General features: G+C 33.3%; 21 protein-coding genes, 1 tRNA gene, 1 riboswitch and 1 other annotated feature. Of the genes, 16 read left to right on the top strand and 6 right to left on the bottom strand.

What is annotated here, in order from left to right:
- Positions 1-34 precede the first annotated feature (34 nt).
- On the top strand, positions 35-841 hold the full coding sequence (gene noc / locus JOD07_RS08980) for a nucleoid occlusion protein (protein ID WP_158741506.1): 807 nt from the start codon (positions 35-37) through the stop codon (positions 839-841).
- 26 nt (positions 842-867) lie between these two features.
- Here the strand turns inward: noc and JOD07_RS08975 are convergent, their stop codons facing one another.
- Positions 868-1818 carry an alpha/beta fold hydrolase gene (locus JOD07_RS08975; protein WP_158741505.1) on the bottom strand — a complete coding sequence of 317 codons (951 nt, stop codon included), beginning with the start codon at positions 1816-1818 and terminating at the stop codon, positions 868-870.
- A 37-nt stretch (positions 1819-1855) separates the two neighbouring features.
- A complete protein-coding gene (locus JOD07_RS08970; protein ID WP_204613576.1) occupies positions 1856-3184 on the bottom strand; it encodes a hypothetical protein in 1329 nt (442 codons plus the stop codon).
- Positions 3185-3792: 608 nt separating this feature from the next.
- On the opposite strand from JOD07_RS08970, the gene JOD07_RS08965 reads away from it, so the two are divergent.
- The 8 genes from JOD07_RS08965 (at position 3793) to JOD07_RS08930 (ending at position 11055) form a co-directional block, all read left to right on the top strand.
- Positions 3793-4950 (top strand): sensor histidine kinase, encoded by a 1158-nt coding sequence (locus tag JOD07_RS08965; protein ID WP_158741503.1) that lies wholly within the window; start codon positions 3793-3795, stop codon positions 4948-4950.
- A 4-nt stretch (positions 4951-4954) separates the two neighbouring features.
- Entirely contained in the window at positions 4955-5617 is a 663-nt protein-coding gene (locus JOD07_RS08960) for a response regulator (RefSeq protein WP_158741502.1), read from the top strand.
- Between the two features lie 168 nt (positions 5618-5785).
- Positions 5786-7486 (top strand): arginine--tRNA ligase, encoded by a 1701-nt coding sequence (gene argS / locus JOD07_RS08955; protein ID WP_204613575.1) that lies wholly within the window; start codon positions 5786-5788, stop codon positions 7484-7486.
- 14 nt (positions 7487-7500) lie between these two features.
- Positions 7501-8397: a YegS/Rv2252/BmrU family lipid kinase gene (locus JOD07_RS08950; protein ID WP_158741500.1), complete on the top strand. Its 897-nt coding sequence runs from the start codon at positions 7501-7503 to the stop codon at positions 8395-8397.
- A 163-nt stretch (positions 8398-8560) separates the two neighbouring features.
- On the top strand, positions 8561-9328 hold the full coding sequence (locus tag JOD07_RS08945) for a ParA family protein (RefSeq protein WP_158741499.1): 768 nt from the start codon (positions 8561-8563) through the stop codon (positions 9326-9328).
- Positions 9325-10197 carry a ParB/RepB/Spo0J family partition protein gene (locus tag JOD07_RS08940; protein WP_158741527.1) on the top strand — a complete coding sequence of 291 codons (873 nt, stop codon included), beginning with the start codon at positions 9325-9327 and terminating at the stop codon, positions 10195-10197. Before JOD07_RS08945 ends, JOD07_RS08940 begins: the two co-directional genes overlap by 4 nt.
- A gap of 9 nt (positions 10198-10206) precedes the next feature.
- On the top strand, positions 10207-10710 hold the full coding sequence (locus JOD07_RS08935; protein WP_158741498.1) for a DUF4446 family protein: 504 nt from the start codon (positions 10207-10209) through the stop codon (positions 10708-10710).
- A gap of 54 nt (positions 10711-10764) precedes the next feature.
- The gene (locus tag JOD07_RS08930; protein ID WP_158741497.1) at positions 10765-11055 is read left to right on the top strand and encodes a YkuS family protein; all 291 of its coding nucleotides are present in this window, start codon (positions 10765-10767) and stop codon (positions 11053-11055) included.
- 231 nt (positions 11056-11286) lie between these two features.
- On the opposite strand, the gene thiT is transcribed toward JOD07_RS08930, so the two are convergent.
- Complete coding sequence (gene thiT, locus JOD07_RS08925) at positions 11287-11946, bottom strand: energy-coupled thiamine transporter ThiT (RefSeq protein ID WP_201800611.1); 660 nt, start codon at positions 11944-11946, stop codon at positions 11287-11289.
- Positions 11947-11980: 34 nt separating this feature from the next.
- A riboswitch (TPP riboswitch) is annotated at positions 11981-12085 on the bottom strand.
- Positions 12086-12192: 107 nt separating this feature from the next.
- Here thiT and JOD07_RS08920 point away from each other — a divergent pair.
- Positions 12193-12999: a Cof-type HAD-IIB family hydrolase gene (locus JOD07_RS08920; protein ID WP_158741495.1), complete on the top strand. Its 807-nt coding sequence runs from the start codon at positions 12193-12195 to the stop codon at positions 12997-12999.
- 61 nt (positions 13000-13060) lie between these two features.
- Positions 13061-13387 carry a hypothetical protein gene (locus JOD07_RS08915; RefSeq protein WP_158741494.1) on the top strand — a complete coding sequence of 109 codons (327 nt, stop codon included), beginning with the start codon at positions 13061-13063 and terminating at the stop codon, positions 13385-13387.
- A gap of 33 nt (positions 13388-13420) precedes the next feature.
- On the opposite strand, the gene adhE is transcribed toward JOD07_RS08915, so the two are convergent.
- Positions 13421-16027 carry a bifunctional acetaldehyde-CoA/alcohol dehydrogenase gene (gene adhE / locus JOD07_RS08910; RefSeq protein WP_204613572.1) on the bottom strand — a complete coding sequence of 869 codons (2607 nt, stop codon included), beginning with the start codon at positions 16025-16027 and terminating at the stop codon, positions 13421-13423.
- 285 nt (positions 16028-16312) lie between these two features.
- On the bottom strand, positions 16313-17389 hold the full coding sequence (locus tag JOD07_RS08905; protein WP_158741492.1) for an HD-GYP domain-containing protein: 1077 nt from the start codon (positions 17387-17389) through the stop codon (positions 16313-16315).
- A gap of 245 nt (positions 17390-17634) precedes the next feature.
- Positions 17635-17846: a binding site (T-box leader), on the top strand.
- A gap of 39 nt (positions 17847-17885) precedes the next feature.
- Between JOD07_RS08905 and serS the strand changes: the two genes are divergently transcribed.
- Positions 17886-19163, top strand: a complete 1278-nt coding sequence (gene serS, locus JOD07_RS08900; protein WP_204613570.1) for a serine--tRNA ligase — start codon at positions 17886-17888, stop codon at positions 19161-19163.
- Between the two features lie 14 nt (positions 19164-19177).
- Here serS and JOD07_RS08895 read toward each other — a convergent pair whose 3' ends face one another.
- Positions 19178-19462, bottom strand: coding sequence for an ArsR/SmtB family transcription factor (locus JOD07_RS08895; protein ID WP_158741490.1), 285 nt, complete (start codon positions 19460-19462; stop codon positions 19178-19180).
- A 140-nt stretch (positions 19463-19602) separates the two neighbouring features.
- Between JOD07_RS08895 and JOD07_RS08890 the strand changes: the two genes are divergently transcribed.
- The 4 genes from JOD07_RS08890 to JOD07_RS08875 all read left to right on the top strand — a co-directional run bounded on the left by JOD07_RS08890 (position 19603) and on the right by JOD07_RS08875 (position 21379).
- Positions 19603-19690, top strand: a tRNA-Ser gene (locus tag JOD07_RS08890).
- 185 nt (positions 19691-19875) lie between these two features.
- On the top strand, positions 19876-20304 hold the full coding sequence (locus JOD07_RS08885; protein ID WP_158741489.1) for a MarR family winged helix-turn-helix transcriptional regulator: 429 nt from the start codon (positions 19876-19878) through the stop codon (positions 20302-20304).
- A gap of 71 nt (positions 20305-20375) precedes the next feature.
- Positions 20376-20549: a hypothetical protein gene (locus JOD07_RS08880; RefSeq protein ID WP_158741488.1), complete on the top strand. Its 174-nt coding sequence runs from the start codon at positions 20376-20378 to the stop codon at positions 20547-20549.
- A gap of 161 nt (positions 20550-20710) precedes the next feature.
- Entirely contained in the window at positions 20711-21379 is a 669-nt protein-coding gene (locus JOD07_RS08875; protein ID WP_204613568.1) for a TetR/AcrR family transcriptional regulator, read from the top strand.
- Positions 21380-21506 lie beyond the last annotated feature (127 nt).

Raw genomic sequence — 21506 nt, 5'->3', positions numbered from 1 at the left:
TTTCGGATTGAATTATAGGGGGCGATAGCAGTTTATGCACATAGATCAATCAAAAGAATTAAAGATACAATGGATTCCTGTAGATAAAATACGTCCTAATCCATATCAGCCAAGAAAAAGTTTTGATAAAATAGCTCTGGATGAATTAACTAATTCCATTAGAGAATATGGAGTGATGCAGCCAATTAGTGTCCGCATGATAGGAAATTCTAATTATGAATTGGTTGCGGGAGAAAGAAGACTAAGGGCATGTAAAAATGCAGGAATGGATGTAATCCCTGCTGTGATCATAGAAGTGAGTGACAAAGATAGTGCTGTACTGTCCCTGATTGAAAATCTACAAAGAGAAGAGCTTAACTTTTTAGAAGAAGCGGATGCATACTTTAATCTAATGAAAGATTATGGTTTTACTCAGGAGGAATTAGCAAAAAGTGTGGGAAAAAGCCAATCCACTATTGCCAATAAGCTTAGATTATTAAAGTTATCTCCTGCTGTTAAAAAACTGCTGCTGGAAAATAATTTATCAGAAAGACATGCAAGAGCACTTATTAAACTTCCAGATGAAGAGATGCAGATGGAAGTTTTAAAGAAAGTTATTATTCAAGGTTTAAATGTGAAAAAGACTGAAGAATTAGTGGATCAAACCATTGAAAAGATTATTCATCAGTCAGAAGAGAAAAAAGAACAGAAAATGAAAAGGTTTTTAAAGGATATCCGATTGTTTACCAATACCATTCAACAGGCTGTGGATTTAATTCAGCAGTCTGGTGTTGAAGCTCAATATACCATGGAAGAAAAAGATGATTTTTATGAAATAAACATAAAAATACCAATTAGATAAGGATTCACCCATTATCGGGTGAATCCTTATTTATTTATTAAAAAATCTTTGCAAATTTCATTAAAATAAAGAGGTTCTTCTTCGTGGGGCATTGCTTTTGACTTATCAAAGATATATGAAGTGATGGAAGGTTTAAGTAAAGTCCATTCATCTAATAATTTTAATGGAACCAGTTCATTTTCCCGTCCCCAAATAATGCAAATGGGACAAGTTACTTTTCTGAGGGTTTCTCTGACATTCACATTAAGATATTCCCCTAAAAATGATGCAAGGAAGTATCTTGAAGAAGGTCCTCCTAAATGGGCTGAACCGTAATAAGCATTTACTAAAGATGAATTTATAGAATAACGGGATCTGTATAATTTATTTTTAAGAAAATAACAGATATATGGTTTGGATGAAATAACCTGATAAAAAGTTGTTCCAATAATAGGCGTTTCAATTAATTTTTTTATAATTTTAGTTTTTGGCTCTGGATATTTGGATTGCTTATCAATTCCTGTGGGTGAAATTAAAATTAATTTTTTAAATAAACCTGGTGACATCGCGCAGGACATTAGAGCAAATGAAGCAGATTGAGAATTGGCAATCACAAATACTGGTTCTTTAATAACGTCTTTTATAAAATCCTGTATAAGCTGAACATAAAGATAAGCGGTATATGTGATCTTTGGTCTTGAAGAATATCCAAATCCTAACAAATCTATGCTATACACCCTGAAGTGTTTGGAGAGAAAAGGAATATTCTTTCTCCATTCATAGGAAGAAGCGCCATTCCCTATTCCATGAATAAGTAATAAAGGAAGTCCCCTGCCTTCAACTCTATAATGGATTTTTCCCAATTTCCATGAATAGGTTTTGTATTTTCTTTGAATTTTTTTATATCTATATGAACCAAGTTTAAACAGAGTACGATTTATTATGGTCAGAGCAGATATGGCCATGATTACTTTTATAAGGATATTTTTTTTCTTCATTAAAACGCCTCCCTAAGGTTTGTATTTATATTATCTCTTATTCATTGGAAAAAGAAAAGTAATAAATAGGAATTAAGAAATAAAAAAGCATGTAAATGGAAGATAGTACCCCGGAATCATTTAGAAAAATTATTCCAGCTGATATAATAAAAAAGATTTTTCCCCATTTTTCATCATATATCTTTAAATTTCTTAATTTGCATATTAAAACCCAATCAAGAAATATGAAGATATTTAAAGGAGGAAGGAGGAGAAATAAAAAAATTTGTTTGAGTTTACCATAAATGATTTCAAAAGAAAAAGAAAGATTTTTTTCATGGATAGATTGAACCCATATTCCCCAGTGGGTTGAAGAAGTTTGATTTAAGTCCCAGAGAATAAAGTATTTTTGAAGGATTAAAAAGGTTAAGGTACTTATTCCAATATAAAGTATTTTCTTTATTTTAACCTCTTCAAAGATATAAATACTTGCTAATATTGCACAGAAACAGCTTAACATCCCACCTACATTGGCACCATATAGTGGGGAAAAACATAGTATGCAAGTAAATAATAAGACAATCTGTATCAATAAAAGATTTCCTTTTTTAGTCCTGGAAATAGTAAAAATAATGCCTAGCAATAAACCTAGAAAAATTCCGATCAAATCATTATTCCATCCGTAAAATCTCGTTCCTTGAAAGATATTATTAAAACCTATGGGGCTTTTATATAAAAAAATTCGAGAAAATGTAAAATAAAACAGAAGGAGAAAATGAGAAATCCAAACACAGATTAAAGTTTTTTTATAGTCCAAATTTAAATAGCAGATAACGCCCCCAAGGATTAAAGACAAAAAAATGATTATACTACTTTTTAGTATTCCATTAAGAAAAGCAAAAATATGAAAACCAAATACTGTAGACAAGAACATACAGAAAAAAATGGAATATCCAAGAATACAGCGAGATTTTTTAAAATAGAGAAACACTAAATAGGCTATCAGGATATAGCCTATTAAGATATATCTTCCATAGAACAAAGAAATCGTCTGATGATATAGATTTTGTAAATGCCCAATAGGATTTTCGCTTTCTTTAAAATAAATCATATGTTGAGATAAGGTATGTTTGCTGCTGATTAAAGTTAAGAAATCTCCATATTTAATAAAACCTTCTGTTTTAGTTAAGGTGCTGTAAAGAAGTCCTGTTGTATGTGTTTGTATCCAAAGGGGAGTAATAATTTTTGATAAAGAGGTGATGATGACATCTCTATTGGAGAAATTATAAGATAATAATTTATATAAGTTCTTTATTTTACTGTCTTTTATGATTATAATAGAATCTTGGGATTTATAACCCCAAGAGATGTATTCATCTTCTGTCATGAATGCAAAGGATTTATTTTTTTCTTGTATGTCCGACATTAAATTACTGTAATTTTTTTTGGGATTGATATGTAATAGAGCATAGAGGCCTTCTGATTCAAATATGTTATCATTAATGGAAAGATCAGAGACTAGAATAATAAGTAATTTGTCTTTTAATGGAGGAATATGAACATTTGCGGATAATTGTGAAGGTTTGAATACCAGAATCCATATAACAAAGATCGCAATAACTATTATCTTTTTCAAAAGACCACTCATTTCAATTAAAGATTTAAAAGAGGTTTTATATACTTTATAAATGTAAAGCTAAGAATATATAATATTCCTATTGATATCAGGAAAAAACAAAAGGAAAATGAAATAAGATTTTTAGGTTCTCTTTTATAAATCTTTAGAGCCAGTCCAAATAAAATGAAACTTGATACAATCTGAAACATAATTTTCTCCATATCTATTATGTTGATACTTTATTATCATTAGGATATGAAAAATTTTAAATTCTATCCAATGTAATTATTTTGTAATTATTTTGAAATAAAAAGAGGATATTGTCATAATTTTATAGAATAAATTAGATAGAAAGTTTTCCTTAAAGGAGTTATAAGATGTCCAGTTCTAATATGGATCAACTTGACAGAATTTTAAAACGAACTATTGATAGTTTTGAACAAAGTAAAAATGAAATTTATGATATTGCAGAGCATGCCCAAGAAGAATATCAGCAATTGCAACAAGAATTAGAAGAATTAAAAGCTCAAATTTCAAATACTATGGATTTGGTACAAAATTTTGAGAGGGCTTTAAAGAAAAGTAGACTTGAGCTTATGCAAGTCAGTAAAAACTTTGATCAATATTCTCAGGAAGAAATGAAAGCAATATATGCCAAAGCTGATCAGCTACGGATCAATTTAGCGGTTGAAAAAGAAAGAGAACAGATGCTCATTCAAAAAAGAAATGAATTAGAGATCCGGCTTAAACGTTCTGCAAAAACTGTAGAGAAAGCTGAAAATCTCATTAATCATGTGGCAATTGCGATGAACTTTTTAACAGGAAATTTAAAAGATATTTCTAATCAAATTGAAGATTTACAAGAAAAGAAGAGCCTGGGAATAAAGATTTTAAAAGCTCAGGAGAATGAGCGCCAAAGGGTTGCAAGAGAAATTCATGATGGACCTGCTCAATCCATGTCTAATGTCGTTTTAAAATCAGAGTTATGTATTAAACTCCTGGACAGGGACTTAGATAAAGCAAGACAGGAACTCATCAATCTAAAAGAAATGGTTAGAATCAGTATTCAGGATGTCAGAAGGATTATCTATGATTTAAGACCCATGTCTTTAGATGATTTAGGTATTGTTCCAACTTTAGAAAGATACATTTTAAAAATTAACGAAAACTACAGTACAGTAGTTAAATTTATTACTCATGGAACGCCTCGTATTCTTCCTTCTATTATTTCTCTTACTTTATTCAGATTAACACAAGAGGCATTAAATAATATTTTAAAACATGCCCAGGCAACAGAAGCCACTGTAAAGCTTTCATTCCTGGAAGAGAATATAGAGCTTTTTATCAGTGATAATGGAAAAGGTTTTGATGTGAATGAAGTACACAAAAGGATAAGAGATGACGGCAGTGGTTTTGGGCTTTCCAGTATGAAAGAAAGAGTTCAATTATTGGATGGCGAATTTGCCATTCGCTCCCAACCTAATCAAGGAACAAGATATTATATTAGAATTCCGCTGAAAGGAAATGAGGTGTAGTAATATGAAAAGAAATATTAGAATTATTATTGCAGATGATCATTCAATGGTAAGAGAAGGATTAAAGCAACTTATAGAATTAGAAGATGATATCGAGGTGATTGACCAAGCTGGGAATGGAGAAGAAGTTATTAGAAAAGCTCTGGAAAAAAAGCCGGATGTTATTTTAATGGATATTAATATGCCGGTTTTAAATGGGATCGAAGCAGTTAAAAGATTGAGAGAAGAGAATTGCCCTTCAAAAATTATCATGTTAACCATTCATAATGAGATCGAATACCTTTTGGAAACCGTAGAAGCAGGCATTGATGGGTACATCTTGAAAGATTCAGATTCAGAGGCTTTAATTACTGCAATTCATACGGTTTATGAGGGTGAGTCTTATATTCAGCCTAATATGGCAGCACAATTGGTTAGGAAAATGAATCAAACGCCAACGCCCTCTAATCCAAAATCAGAGCTAAAGAATAGATTGACCAGCAGAGAAATAGAAGTACTTCAGCTGATTACAGAAGGGTTATTAAATAAAGAAATTGCTCAAAAGCTTTGCATCAGTGAAAAAACTGTCAAAAACCATGTATCTAATATATTTAGAAAAATAGATGTATGTGACAGAACACAGGCAGCTGTTTATGCTATCAAAGAACGTATTGTTGATATTCATTAAATTATGTCTTCTGTATTAAAATGTTTGATTATTGAGGCTATATCACGAAAAGATATTATATACGCCTTGATTTTTTTTATGTATAAAGATACAATCATATAAGGGAAATTAAGCACTCTCGTCTCTTGACGAGAGTTTTTGACATATATATTAGAAAGGAAGAATATAATGGATTTTAAAGTACAGATCGCAGATCTTTTATACAAGCAATTTAATGATTTATCGAAAGAGGAAATTATCTCTATGTTAGAAATTCCTCCAAGTCCCGATATGGGGGATTATGCCTTTCCATGTTTTCGTCTGGCAAAACTTTTTAAGAAATCACCGGCAATGATTGCAGAAGAAACTGTTAAAGTTCTTGAAAAACCGGATTTTATCAAAGAAATAAAAAATGTTACAGGATATATTAATTTTTATATTGATAAAGCTAAATTTGCTTCTGCTATTCTCGAAAGTGTATTAAAGTCTAAAGAAAAATACGGAAGTTCCAATGAAGGGGAAGGAAAAAATATTGTTGTTGATTATTCAGCGCCTAATATTGCTAAGCCTTTCCATGTGGGACATCTAAGATCTACAGTGATCGGAGGAAGTATTTATCGGATTTATAAGCATCTAGGATACAATTGTATAGGTGTTAACCACTTAGGGGACTGGGGTACTCAATTTGGAAAATTAATTGTGGCTTATAAAAAATGGGGAAGCAAGGAAGCAGTAGAGCAGGGTGGAATCAAAGAATTAATGCGTATTTATGTATTGTTTCATGAAGAAGCTGAAAAAGACCCATCCCTAGAGGACGAAGCCAGAAGCTGGTTTACTAAGATGGAAAGAGGGGATGAGGAAGCCCTTTCTCTCTGGAATTGGTTTAAAGATATTAGTTTAGAAGAATTTAATAAGGTTTATAAGTTACTTGGTGTGGAATTTGACTCTTATGCCGGAGAAAGTTTTTATAATGATAAAATGGAAGCTATTATTGAGGAATTAGACAGAAAGGGACTTCTTAAAGACAGTGAAGGGGCTAAAATCGTTGATTTAGAAGATGTCAATATGCCTCCATGTTTGATTACCAAAAAAGATGGAAGTACTTTATATGCCACCAGAGACATTACTGCTGCCATTTATAGAAAGAATACATATGACTTTCATAAATGTATTTATGTTACTGCCTTGGCACAGAATCTGCACTTTGCTCAATGGTTTGAAGTTATTAAAAGAATGGGTTATGACTGGTATGACAGATTGGTTCATGTACCATTTGGTCTTGTTAGCATGGAAACCGGAAAGCTTTCTACAAGAAAAGGAAATGTAGTTTTGCTTGAAGAACTTTTAAAAGAAGCTATTGAGAAAACGAAACAGATTATCAATGATAAAAATCCTGATTTGGAAGATAAAGAAACTGTTGCAGAACAAGTAGGAATTGGAGCAGTAGTCTTTAATGACTTAAGCAATAACAGAATCAAAGATGTGGTGTTTTCATGGGATAAGGTTCTTAATTTTGATGGTGAAACTGGCCCTTATGTTCAGTACACTCATGCCAGAGCCTGCAGTGTTTTGAGAAAATCAGACATTAAAGTAGATGAAGAGAATATAGATTTTAATGTATTAACAGACCCTGCATCTATTGAAGTGATCCGTCTTATCGGTCAGTTCCCAGAAAAGGTAAAAGACGCTGCAGAAAAGTTAGAACCTTCATTTATTGCTCGTTATGTAGTGGATCTTGCTCAAGCTTTCAATAAGTTTTATCATGACAATCCAATTTTAACAGAAGATGAAGCAGTTAAAAAAGCTAGATTGGCTCTTGTTTATAGTGTAAAAATTGTATTATCCTCTGGTCTTTATCTTTTAGGTGTTAAAAGCCCTGAAAAGATGTAAAAGGGGGATGAGGTTTGAAGCGAATCAAATTATTCTATAATCCGGCATCAGGAGATAAAAGTTTTCACCTGCAGCTCGATACATTTATTCATAAGTTTCAAACTGCTGGTTATGATGTGAGTATTTTTAGAAGTAATAAAAAAGGAGATATTACAGAGGCCGTAGGAAAGATCAGCAATGATGATTATTCAATTTTAGCTGTTGCCGGTGGGGATGGAACAGTGAATGAAATTATTAACGCGATGGTAAAAAATAATTTAACTATCCCTTTAGGCATCTTTCCTTTTGGTACCGCCAATGATTTTGCAGGACATCTTAATTTGCCAAAGGATGTTGGTGCGTGTTGCGATATTATTCTAAGAAATAACATTAAAAAAGTGGATATTGGAGAGGTTAATGATAATTATTTTATCAATGTTTGCTGCGGTGGCCTTTTTACCAACGTATCTCAAACGATAGATCTTCATTTTAAGAATACCTTAGGGAAGCTGGCGTACTACATCAAAGGAATTGAGCAACTTCCCAAATTCAGGCCTTTTGCCCTTAGAATAGAAAGTGAAGATACGGTTATAGAAGATTTGTTTTATCTTTTTTTGGTGTTGAATGGGAATAGTGCTGGCGGATTTGAACGCTTGGCTAAAGGTGCTGCTGTAGATGACGGTTTTTTTGATTTTGTAGGCATAAAAGCCAGACCTTTTCATGAATTGGCTGTATTATTTCTAAAAATCTTAAAAGGAGAACATTTAGACGATCCTAATGTTTTATTCTTAAGGAAAAGTGAATTCAAAATTTCTTGTTTGGAAACTGAAAAATATTTTTTCGAATCAGATGTGGACGGCGAAAAAGGCCCGGATTTACCTCTTGAAATCAAAGTATGCCATAGGAAACTAGAGGTTTTTGCAAATATATAAAATACCTATTTAAACTGCTGTTTGTAGGCGATATAATAGTCTATGGCGGCAGTTTAATTTTTTGTTTCACGTGAAACATTTTTAAATTTTATTATAGATAGGATTCATTTATACTAAAATCGTGGTATAATTAATCAAAAGAAAGCCACGGGAGGGAAATAGCTTGGGAAAGGTAATTGCAGTTTTTAATCAAAAAGGTGGAGTAGGAAAGACAACTACCAATATTAATGTATCTGCTGGTTTAGCAGAACAGGGATATAAAGTTCTTACCATTGATATAGATCCCCAGGGAAACACCACTAGCGGATTAGGCATTCAAAAAAATGAACTCACTAAAACAATCTATGATGTACTTCTTGGAGAAATCAGCATCAATGATATTAAATTAAAGACGCCTATGAAGAATCTGGAGTTGATCCCTTCCAATATGAATTTGGCGGGAGCAGAAATAGAATTATTGGAAGTCGAAAAAAGAGAGTATGTGCTTGGCAATGCTCTTAAGAAAATTAATAAAGATTATGATTATATCTTTATTGATTGCCCTCCTGCGGTAAATATACTGACGCTTAATGCACTAACTGCTGCAGATAGCGTACTGGTTCCCATTCAATGTGAATATTATGCCTTAGAAGGATTGACCCATTTAATCAGCACCATAAAATTGGTTCAGAAAAAACTTAATCCAAATCTCTATATAGAAGGGATTCTTTTTACAATGTATGATGCCAGGACCAATCTGTCCCTGCAGGTAGTGGAAGAAGTTAAAAAATATTTTTCAAAAGAAATATATACAACGCTCATTCCGCGGAATGTAAGACTAGGGGAAGCTCCCAGCCATGGATTGCCGATCATGATGTATGATGAAAAATCAAAAGGCTCAGAAAGTTACAGATTACTGGTCGCAGAAATATTAGAAAGGAAGGAAGCATAGTGGCAAAAAGAGGATTAGGAAAAGGACTCTCTGCTCTCATATCTGATTTGCCGGAAGAAAGTAGTGTGGGACAAATCAAAATAGTTCCTATAAATGAGATAGAGCCTAATAAAGAGCAACCAAGAAAAAATTTTGATGAAGAAAAACTGGAAGAACTATCGCAGTCGATCAAGGAACATGGAATCATTCAGCCTTTGATTGTAAAAAAGCAAGGTGGTTTTTATGTAATTGTGGCAGGGGAAAGGCGTTGGCGAGCTGCAAGAATGGCAGGACTTAGTGAAGTGCCTGTAATTATTCAAGATTATAGTAATGATGAAGTGATGGAGATTTCTTTAATAGAAAACTTGCAAAGGGAAGATTTGAATCCGATAGAAGAAGCAAAGGCGTATGAAACGCTCATTCATTCTTTTTCTCTTAAGCAGGAGGAAGTGGCAAAAAGGGTAGGCAAAAGTCGTTCAGCCATTGCAAATACCCTTAGACTCCTTCAATTAGATGAAAGCATTCAAGAACTTTTAGTCAGAGGAAGTATTAGCGAAGGGCATGCCAGAGCGCTTCTAGCTCTTCCAGGTAAAGAAGAACAAATTATAGTTGTTGACAAAATACTTAAAGACAACCTGAGTGTAAGGGAAACAGAAAAACTGATCAAAGATATACTGGAAAAACCGAGAAAAAAGAAAAAAAATGAAGCAATGCCGCCAATATTCAAAGAAATTGAAAATAAAATGAAGAATATCTTAGGAACGAAAGTTCAAATTACTAAGGGTAGAAAAAAAGGAAAAATAGAAATAGAATATTATTCCGATGAGGATTTGGAAAGAATTTTATATTTAATTCAATCTATTGAAAATAGGGGTTCAGAGGTGAAATAAGTGGACATTATGAGGATCATTTCAGAGTACAGCAGCGTAATATTAATAGGAGTAAGTGCTTTTTCAATCATTTTATTTATTATTGTCATCATATTATCGGTAAGATTGAGTAAGCTCAACAAAAAGTACAATTACTTCATGGGGGGCAAGAAAGAAAGACCTATAGAAGACCTCCTGCTGGATTATATAGAGAAGGTTATGCAAGTTGAAAAAGACAATGAAAGAATCGTAGAGGAATGTAATCAAATCAAAAGAAACCTAAAAAGTTGTATTCAAAAAGCAGGAATTGTCCGTTACAATGCTTTTGGTGATATGGGTGGAGATCTATGTTATGCCATTGCGCTTTTAGATGATTATGATGATGGGATAGTACTCAATGGCATACATAGCAGGGAAGGTTCCTATACCTATGCAAAGCCAATAGAAAACGGAAAAAGTTCATATGTACTGTCTGCAGAAGAAGCACAGGCTCTGCAAATAGCACAACTAAAAAATAAAGGCAAGAGAATATAAATTAAAGAATAACAGATACCTCCATGGAGACACTATAACTATGGAGGTGTTTTTATGGTTGTAGCCATAGAAAGAGGTTTAGAAGGATTCAAAGATAAATTAGAGCAAAGAGGGTATCAGGTAGTCTATGAAGACGAGTATCCATATCCGGTGGATGCTTACATATATATTAATCATCCCAATTGGATAGAAATTAATGAGGATACAAGGCCGGAATTGACATCTTCCATAGAGAAAAGATCGAACCATAAACATCACGGAGTACTTATTATAAACGCACAGAATAAAAGCATAGATGAAATCGAGCAGATTTTAAACAATAGGGTATATTCTCCACTGTTTTAATAAGGTCTATAGATTTTACTCCCTTATTCAATTAGTATGACGTATGCTAATTAATAAAGGGAATTTAAATGTCATGAATGTTATAAATTTATATGAAAGCTATGAAACATGAATTTTGTTGAAATATACACAAAGATGTTGTATCATTTAATATAAATGATTTAAAGTATAAGGCATTAAAAATCCGTTGTAATTGCTTTTTGGCGATTACAACGGATTTTCTTAAGATTTTTAAGCATATTCGTTGACATTCACGGTTTTCTTAATATGATTGAGTGCAAATCTGAAGGATGGAATCATAAACAGAAGAATGGTTAATACCATTTCTATTCCAATATAGGACAAATTATAAAGTATGGAATAAGTAATGGGATCAAATCCTTCCCATGCATAGGAGCCAAAGAAAATCCATCCGGATAAGAAACTGCATACAAATCGCCCCATTACCCCTGCAATATAGCCATAAATAAGAGAATAAGAGCCTTTTTTAAAGAATCCGGAAAATCCCAGAGCCCCAAAAGCCAAAGGATAATCTAATAAAAGCTGTGCAGGATGAACAACATATCCTCCCAGGGCAAGTTGTAAAAGTCCATACGTTACACCTGCCAAGATCCCTTCAAAAGGTCCAAACCAATAGCCTATAAGAACAATGAACATCATGGAAAATGGTGTAACAGAACCCCCTTGGGGCAGTTGAAACAAAGTAAAATTAGACAGGATGGTGGCCAGGGCGATGGCAAGTCCGGAATAAGCTAATGCCTTAACGGAAAGATTCTTCTTTTTATAAAGATTTCCCGCAAACAAGGCCACAAGAATTAAAGCGACTAAGACAATGATCGTCTTACCTAGAGGTGACTCAATAAAGTTTTGTAATGCTTCTTCACCAAACATAAAAAAATCCTCCTTTAATTTTGTCCGCAGGAGGTTTACCAAAATTTCGCTTCCCTTCGCCAGCATTATCTGGATCAGGTACAAAGGGTTAGTGCATAGATGCACACTCTCAGCCAAAAAGGCTCCCCTAGCGGACGCATATTCAGTTAAAAGAACATGTTCTTTCAATACATACTATATAATATTCCATAGAAAATGTCAAATTAAAAGAACTCAAAAGATCATTTTAAGGAAAGGAAAAGTAAAATGAGATATAAAATGGTAGCAATTGATATGGATGATACACTTTTAAATGATGAATTAAAAATAACAAAAGAAAATCAAGACGCAATACAAAAAGCAATTGAAAAGGGTGTAAAAATTGTACTTTGCTCAGGAAGAGCCAGTATTTCCATCAACCCTTATTTAGAAGAGTTAGGCCTTAAGAAAGAAGATGAATATGGTATTTCATATAATGGTGCAGTGATTTTTGAAACCAAAGATTTAAACATCATCAGCGAAGAAGATGTTCCTTTAGAATATGCACAGTATTTATTTTCCTTTGCCAAAAAAGAAAATATATATGCACAGACCTATCTTGATCATGAGCTACTTGTAGAAAAAAGCAATGAATACTCAAAAAGATATACCAGTATAACCGGTTTAAGATCCGTAGAAATAGGAGATTTTTCTACTGGTATTACGAGGGACGTTATAAAAGTTCTTTTTTACGATGAACATGAGAAACTGGTAAAAATAGCAGAAAAGTTAAGAACCTGGACAGAGGGAAAGCTCCATATGTTCTTTTCGAAGCCCTTCTATTTAGAATTTACCAGCATTCATGCCAATAAGGGATTAGCGGTAAGAAAATTAGGACAGAAATTAGGATTAAAAAGAGAAGAGATTATATGTGTGGGAGACAGTTTTAATGATTTATATATGATCAAAGAAGCAGGCCTTGGAATTGCCATGGCGAATGCCCATCCGGATATTAAGAAAGCAGCACAGTATATAACAGAAAATGATAATAATCACCATGCCATAAAAGAAATTATAGAAAAGTTTATATTATAAAGTATGTTATACAAGTACTTACGAATACAATAGAATAGAAGCAATGATAAGGGGTTTTTCTATGACAGAGCACAGGGAAATATATAAAAGACTCTTATATCAGCTCCTGGAAGAAATTTTACTGCTCATCATTGTCTTATTTATATTTGTAGGTATTTATGTTCCTGTTAGAAGTATTTCAAAACAGATAACTAAAAGCCAGGAAAATACGATCAGAATTACTGCACCAGATGGAATGCCGCTATATATCAATGGAGAGAAAAGTTCTTCCTCCATTGATTTAATTTTAGAAAATGGGGAATATAAAACGAAGGATACAAAGCAACCGGTAAAAATAAAAAAAAGGCCTGACGGAAGTTATGATATAGAAATAAAAACTCAGCCATAGTATTAAGCCTGGCTGAGTTTTTTGATGTTAATTTTACTTTCCGTAATAAGCCTTTTTGTAGATTTCTACTAATTCGCTTACAAGAGGAAGTCTTGGGTTTGCGGTTGTACATTGGTCTTCAAAAGCGCGATCTGCCAAGTATTCAACTTTTTGCAGGAATGCACTTTCCTCTACACCACAATCTTTAATTGTTGCTGGCATGTTCAGTTCTTTAATTAAGTTTCTGACTGCATTTGCTAAGGATTTAACACCTTCTTCAGGAGTTGAAGCAGGAAGTCCTAAACGTTTTGCAATTAATGCGTATTTTTCAGGAGCAACGAATTTTTCATATTTTGGCCAAGAAACAAATTTGGTTGGAGTAGTTTCTCCATTGTATTCTATAACATAAGGAAGAAGGATTGCATTGGCACGACCATGAGGAATATGGAATTCCCCTCCTAATTTGTGAGCCAGGGAGTGGTTAATTCCTAAGAATGCATTGGTAAATGCCATACCTGCAATACAAGAAGCATTATGCATTTTTTCTCTTGCTACAGCATCGCTTCCATCTTTATATGCTCTTGGAAGATATTCAAATACCAATTCGATAGCTTTCATAGCCAGTGCATCAGTATAATCAGAAGCTAAGATGGACACAAAAGCTTCAACTGCATGGGTTAATACGTCAAGTCCGGTATCTGCAGTAATTGAAGGAGGAACGGTCATAACAAATTCTGGGTCTACGATTGCTACATCAGGAGTTAATTCGTAATCCGCCAAAGGATATTTAATATTCTTAGATTTATCGGTTATAACTGCAAAGGAAGTTACTTCAGAACCAGTACCGGATGTGGTTGGAATTGCCACCATCTTTGCTTTCTTACCCATTTTTGGGAATTTATAAATTCTCTTTCTGATATCCATGAATTTCAGTGCCATGCCTGTAAAGTCTGCTTCCGGATGTTCATAGAAGAGCCACATTCCCTTAGCAGCATCAAGAGCAGAACCACCACCAAGAGCAATGATGACATCAGGCTTAAAGTTATTCATTAACTCTACGCCTCTTTGAATGGTTTCTAAAGAAGGATCGGGCTCTACTTCACTGAAGATTTCGCAATGTACATAGTCAAGTCTTTTTCTTAAGTGATACAATACTTTGTCTACGTATCCGAGCTTAACCATAGATGGATCTGTTACAATAAAAGCACGGCTTATATCTGGCATCTTGCTTAAATATTGAACAGAACCTGCTTCAAAATAAATCTTTTCTGGAACTTTAAACCATTGCATATTCACTCTTCTTTTTGCCACCCTTTTCTTATTAATTAAGTTAACAGCCGTTACATTGGATGTGGTGGAGTTTCTTCCGTAAGAGCCACATCCAAGTGTCAGAGAAGGCATATTCGTATTATAGATATCTCCTATTGCTCCGTGGGTAGAAGGGGCATTGACAATAATACGTCCTGTTTTCAGGCGATTGGAGAATTCTTCAATTACTTTATCGTCATTAGAATGGATTACAGAACTATGGCCTAAACCTCCAAGTTCAACCATAATTTCCGCCATTCTGATGCCTTCTTCAACATCTTTGGCCTTAACTACTGCAAGAACTGGAGAAAGTTTTTCTCTGGATAAAGGATATTTTTCTCCTACACCATCGATTTCACAGCAGAGCACTTTAGTATCCTTTGGAATGGTGATACCAGCTAATTCTGCAATCTTATAAGGAGGCATACCAACGATGTTTGGATTTACAGCCATTTTTTCCATGTTAATGATTACAGGTTCTAATTTTTTGATTTCCTCTTTGGTTGCAAAATAGCATTTGTGCGCCTTCATATAATCGGTTACTTGCTTATAGATTGGAGCTTCAATAATTACAGCTTGTTCAGAAGCACAAATCATACCATTATCAAAGGATTTGGAAAGAATTAAATCTGTTACAGCTCTTTCAATATTTGCAGTTTTTTCTATGAAGCAAGGGCAGTTTCCAGGTCCAACGCCAAGAGCTGGTTTACCGGATGAGTATGCGGCTTTAACCATACCGGAACCACCGGTTGCAAGGATCAGAGATACATTTGGGTGATTCATTAAAGATTGAGTAGCTTCAACAGATGGGTGTTCAATCCATTGAATGCAATATTCTGGAGCTCCTGCTTTGATTGCTGCTTCACGAACGATTCTTGCAGCTTCAGCGGAGCATTTTTGTGCAGAGGGGTGGAATGCAAAAATGATGGGATTTCTTGTTTTTGCTGCAATAATGGATTTAAAAAGGGTTGTTGAAGTAGGGTTGGTTACTGGAGTTACTCCTGCAACGATTCCTACAGGCTCAGCAACTTCCATGTAATCTTCCTCTTCATTTTCTTCAATAACACCAACAGTTTTTTCATATTTTATGCTGTGGTAAATATACTCTGTTGCAAAAATATTTTTAGTGATCTTATCTTCATAGATACCTCTGCCGGTTTCTTCTACTGCCAGTTTAGCCAAATACATATGTTGATCAAGTCCTGCCAATGCCATGGCTTTAACAATGCGGTCAACAGTTTCCTGATCTAAATTCATATATTCATCTAAAGCTTTTTGCGCGTTCTTAACAAGTGTATCAATCATAGAAGTTACATTCACTTCAACGTTATTTTTGTTTTTCTTTTCTTCCATACCATAACCTCCTTAGAATAGTGTGTTAAATAATTAACAATATTATTAAAATAAAAAGAAAGTTTGTTATTTATTAAACTTTCGACCCTATAATATCATAGAAATCTACATATTGTCAATTAAAATCCAAAAAAATATCTCACATAAAAATAGGGCAAAAAGCCTGCAAATTGTAAGATTTGATCATGTATACAGTATGCAAATTGTATATTTTTAACAATAAAATACTTAAAAAAAGAATGACAAAAATTTAACAATTCGTCATAAAAAAATTTAATATCTCCTTTAAGAAGACAATAAATCCTCAATCATGACATCTAAATATTCATCCTTTGTTAAATCTATATATTCACCATTTTCTAATTCTATTAAAGGACGGGTTGGTTTGTTTGGATACAGATATATGATTTTACCTTTTTCATTGGTGTTTAAAACCACTGTACATCCTATGTAAAAAGTAGAAATATTATTTAAAAATGTTGATGAAATATCGGGATCAATATTTGAATAGCTTTCTCTGGAAATTCTTTCAGCAGCTTGGAAAGGAGAGATCTTTCTATGATAGACTCTGTCAGAAGTAAGAGCATCATAAATATCGGCTATGCTAATAATTTTAGCAAAAAAATGAATTTGATTGCCTACAAGACCTAAAGGGTAGCCTGTTCCATTAATCTTTTCGTGATGCATTAAAACCCCATAGGCCACATCAGGGCTGATCCCTATTATATTTTTGACTATTTCATATCCGTAAGCAGGATGCTGTTTCATGATTTCATATTCTTCAGGAGTCAATTTACCGGGTTTATTCAATATTTCAGGGGGAATTTTATATTTTCCGATATCGTGAAAGAGGGCACTATAGGCTAATTGATTTAAATCTTTATCACAAAGTCCCAGCCATTTCCCCAAAGTGGTGGCAAGAAGACATACATTAATAGAATGGGTATAAGTATAATCATCAAAGTTTTTAATAAGATTTAAGCAATAAAGAATATTATTTTTTGCAAAAGCCTGTTCTAAAAGTCTATGGATAACATTGCGTACAGTTCGAATTTTTAATGTTTTTCCAAGCCTTATATCATGAGAGATTTGGGACATGATTTTAATGGCTTCTTCGTAATAATTAATATATGCCATTTCGTCAAACATTACATTATTTGGAGATGTATAGCTATATTCTTCTTCCATAGCTTTTTTTATATATACATACTCAACATGGAATTCTGCCAATTTGTCAATCAAATGCTGATCCAGAACATGACCTTTTTTAAGAAGAATATTTCCAAAAAAATGATCTATATCTTCTCCAAGAATCATTCCAGGTTCTAACATCTCCACTGGAACCTTTATAATACGTTCCATGATAACCCCTCCCTCAGTCACCCTATTCATATTGTATATAATACCTGATTCAAAGTAAAGAAAAATCAAAATAAAAAAAGACCTGGGCTTCAGGGGGGAGAAGCACCAGGTTGAGGGGGGATTTAGCGATGTACCTTACATTGGGTACACTTTAAGGATAACCACTTACATTAAGTTTTATACATAAAATTTATACGTTGAAAAAAATTTTTTATATGCTATAATAAAATCAATTTAAGAATGAAAAAATAGTGATGAGGAAAGAATAGTTTTATCATTCTAATACAGAGAGTCGGTGGTAGGTGGAAACCGATTTAGAATATAAAACGATCCACTTTCTTAGCTGCTGATGATAAATCAGAAGGGTTGTGACCTTTATCTCACTTAAGAGAGGTTATATATTATTCTTAATGTATAACAAAAAAGGTGGCAACGCGAGACAGCTCTCGTCCTTTAATTAGGACGGGGGCTTTTAAATTTAAAAGGAGGTATAAAGATGTTAGATGTTAAACTGCTTAGAAACAATTTTGAAGAAGTAAAAGAAGCTCTAAAATTTAGAAAAGAAGATTTTAATCTGGATGACTTTTTGGTACTGGATGAAAAAAGAAGAGCAATTCTTCAGGAGGTGGAACAGCTTAAAAGCAAGCAAAATGCTGTTTCAAAGCAAGTTCCAATCCTTAAAAAAGAAGGAAAAGATGTTTCTAAAATTCTAGAAGAAATGAAAGAATTGTCTGGTAAGATCAAAGAATTAGATGGGGAATTAAAAGAAGTAGATGAAAAATTAGAAAATCTGCTTTTAACCATTCCAAACATCCCACATCCTTCTGTTCCCATGGGAGACAGTGACGAGGATAATGTAGAAGTTCGTAAATTCGGAACTCCAAGACAATTTGAATTTGAGCCAAAGCCTCACTGGGAATTAGGAGAAAATCTAGATATATTAGATTTTGCAACTGCAGCCAAAATTACAGGGGCAAGATTTACAGTTTATAAGGGGCTTGGCGCAAGACTTGAACGAGCACTTATGAATTTTATGCTCGATGTTCATACAGAAAAACACGGATATGAAGAAGTATTCCCTCCTTTTATGGTACACAGAAGAAGTATGATTGGAACAGGTCAGCTGCCAAAGTTTGAAGAAGACGCATTCAAAGTAGAAAACACAGATTACTTCCTTGTGCCAACGGCTGAAGTACCTGTAACGAATATGTACAGAGATCAAATTTTAGATGGTTCCAAACTTCCAATTAAGCACTGCGCATATACGGCTTGCTTCAGAGCGGAAGCTGGATCTGCCGGAAGAGACACCAGAGGTGTTATTCGCCAACATCAGTTTAATAAAGTAGAACTGGTTAAGTTTACAAAGCCTGAAGATTCTTATGAAGAATTAGAAAAGCTCACAAGAGATGCAGAAGAAATCCTTCAATTATTAGAAATTCCCTATAGGGTAGTAAAGATATGTATAGGAGATCTTGGCTTTACAGCGGCTATGAAATACGATATAGAAGTATGGATGCCCAGCTATAATCGATATGTAGAAATATCCAGCTGCAGTAATTTTGAAAGCTTTCAGGCAAGAAGAGCCAATATAAAATATAAAGATAAGGCAGAAGACAAGGCGCAGTTTGTTCATACCTTAAATGGAAGTGGTGTTGCAATCGGAAGAACTACCGCAGCCATCTTAGAAAACTTCCAGCAGGAAGATGGAAGTATCATCATTCCTAAGGCCTTAAGACCTTATATGGGTAATGTGGAAAAAATCGCAAAAAAATAAAGAGCATTTGCTCTTTATTTTTTTTCTGAAGGAAATAATGCATTCATAACTTTAATGACGTCTTCATCGACAACTTTATAGGTAATTTCCAGTCCACATCTTACCCCTTCTATAATACCTGCAGCTTTTAATTTGGATATATGTTGAGATACAGTGGATTGAGGAAGACCAATACAATTTTGCATATAGGATACATTGCATCCGCCGTTTTCCAAAAGTCCTTTTACGATACAAAGTCTTGCCGGATGACCGAGAGCTTTCAGGATTTCTGCCGTTTTTTCTAAGGATTTTATGTCCATAAGTTCACCCCAATATTTGTTTCAATATTATAATATTATGATAACATATATAAGTCAATATAATACATGAATTTTTAGGGGATTTGTGGAAGCCGTTGACAAGAGAAAATCAGTATGCTATACTTTGTACCAGAAGTCATGGAGAAGTACTCAAGTGGCTGAAGAGGTGCCCCTGCTAAGGGCATAGGTCGAGTAATCGGCGCGAGGGTTCAAATCCCTCCTTCTCCGTCCAAACTCTACATTTAATGTAGAGTTTTTTTTTATGCCTTTTAGTTTTAATTTAAAATTTTTTGATATTTGAATGAAAATAGTTGAAAAATTGAAGGTTGATTGTTATACTATAGTATAATATTCAAAAAAACCTATTTAAGTAAACAAAGGTATAAAAAAGGTATAAAAATGGAGGGAGAAAGATGGAAGATGTTTTAATGGAATATTTGACTCAGATTATTACCAATATTTCTGAGAATCAAAGTTCTATTTTAAGAGAAGGACACCTGAATTATAAACTATCTCCAAATGAAATGCGAATTATAGAAATAGTAGGCAGCAGCCAAAAGCCTAAAATGATGAAAGATATCGCAGAAATTATGTCTATGACTAAAGGCGGAATGACTTTTTTAATTGATAAACTAGAAAAAAAGGGAATCGTAAGAAGAAAGCAGAATGATTTTGACAGAAGAGTTCTACATATTGAATTAACAGAAGAAGGGCAAAGAATTTACAAAGAATATAATAGAAGTAAATATGCTGTTTTATATAAATGGGTAGAAGATATGAATGATTCAACGAAGAAAATTATGACAGAAGAATTTCATAAAGTATTAAAAATGGTAGAGTAAGAAGAACATTTTAAAATCATGAATATAACGTGATAAAACCATCCAAACTATGTTTGAATGGAGGTGGTTTTATGACAAGTAAAAAATATTCTGCTGATCTTGATTCCAAGAATACTGATTTGAAGACTAAAAACAAGACAAACACAGAATTTACCGATATTGCGAACAATAAGGCAAATAAAGGACATCAATCGAATACAAAAATGAATTTTGCTGAAAACTTTAATCCGGATGATTTTGAATAATGAATAATATAATAAAGAAATAAAAGAGGTAAAGTTTTATTGCTTTACCTTTTTTATTTCTTTATTATTAAAAAAATTGACAGATTTCATTTTAAATTATAGAATTAAAATTATTCCCAAAGGATAAAATAACAGCAGAACATTAGGAGAGGATGGAAGTAATGAGATCACTTGTAGACAGCTTTTCCCTACGAGAAATCAATTATGCCAAAACGAGATTAAACATTTTACAAGTGGTGATGGAAAGGATTTCAGTAAAGGATTTTAATGAGATTACGGTGGATGAAATTTGTCGATTTGCAGAAATATCCAGGGGAACTTTTTTTAATCACTTTGCTACCAAAAGCCATATTTTTAAATATTATATAAAATTATGGGGCGTTCATTTGAGACTTGAGATGGAAGAAAAGTCTTTTATTAATAAAACTGCTAAGGAGAAAATTAAGTTTGTATATCATAAGATCGTTGAAGAAAATGAAAAATATCCTAGCCTTTTTAGTAGTTATTTAAAAGAAGCTATAGAATTTGACAATGAAATCAAATTAACCGGTGCCGAGATTGCCTACCAATTCCCTAATATAAGTCATGCCCCATCCAGAGTGGAAGAATTAAATGAATTTTCTCTGGGAAAAGTTTTAGAAACTCTTTTAAAGGAAGGTATTGAAAAAAAGGAATTCAGTAAAGACATCAATTTAGAATATACCCTCTTACTTTTGATTTCTATGATTTTTAGTACTGTCATAGCAGATAAATATATGCCCAGACATAATGATTTACATGATTATTATGAATATAGTCTTAATCATATTTTTGAAAGAATGAAAGTTTAGAAAGAATATGATATCTTAAGTCTTGCAAACTAAATGCAGGGCTTTTTTAGTTTACATTTTATTGATTTTTCCAGAAGAAATACATCGCCTTATTTACAATGCCTCTATAGCGATGTATAATGAAGAA

Origin of the sequence: Defluviitalea raffinosedens (genome assembly GCF_016908775.1) — a bacterium.
Classification (GTDB): Bacteria; Bacillota; Clostridia; order Lachnospirales; family Defluviitaleaceae; genus Defluviitalea; species Defluviitalea raffinosedens.
This window is presented reverse-complemented; position numbering and strand designations above follow the sequence as displayed.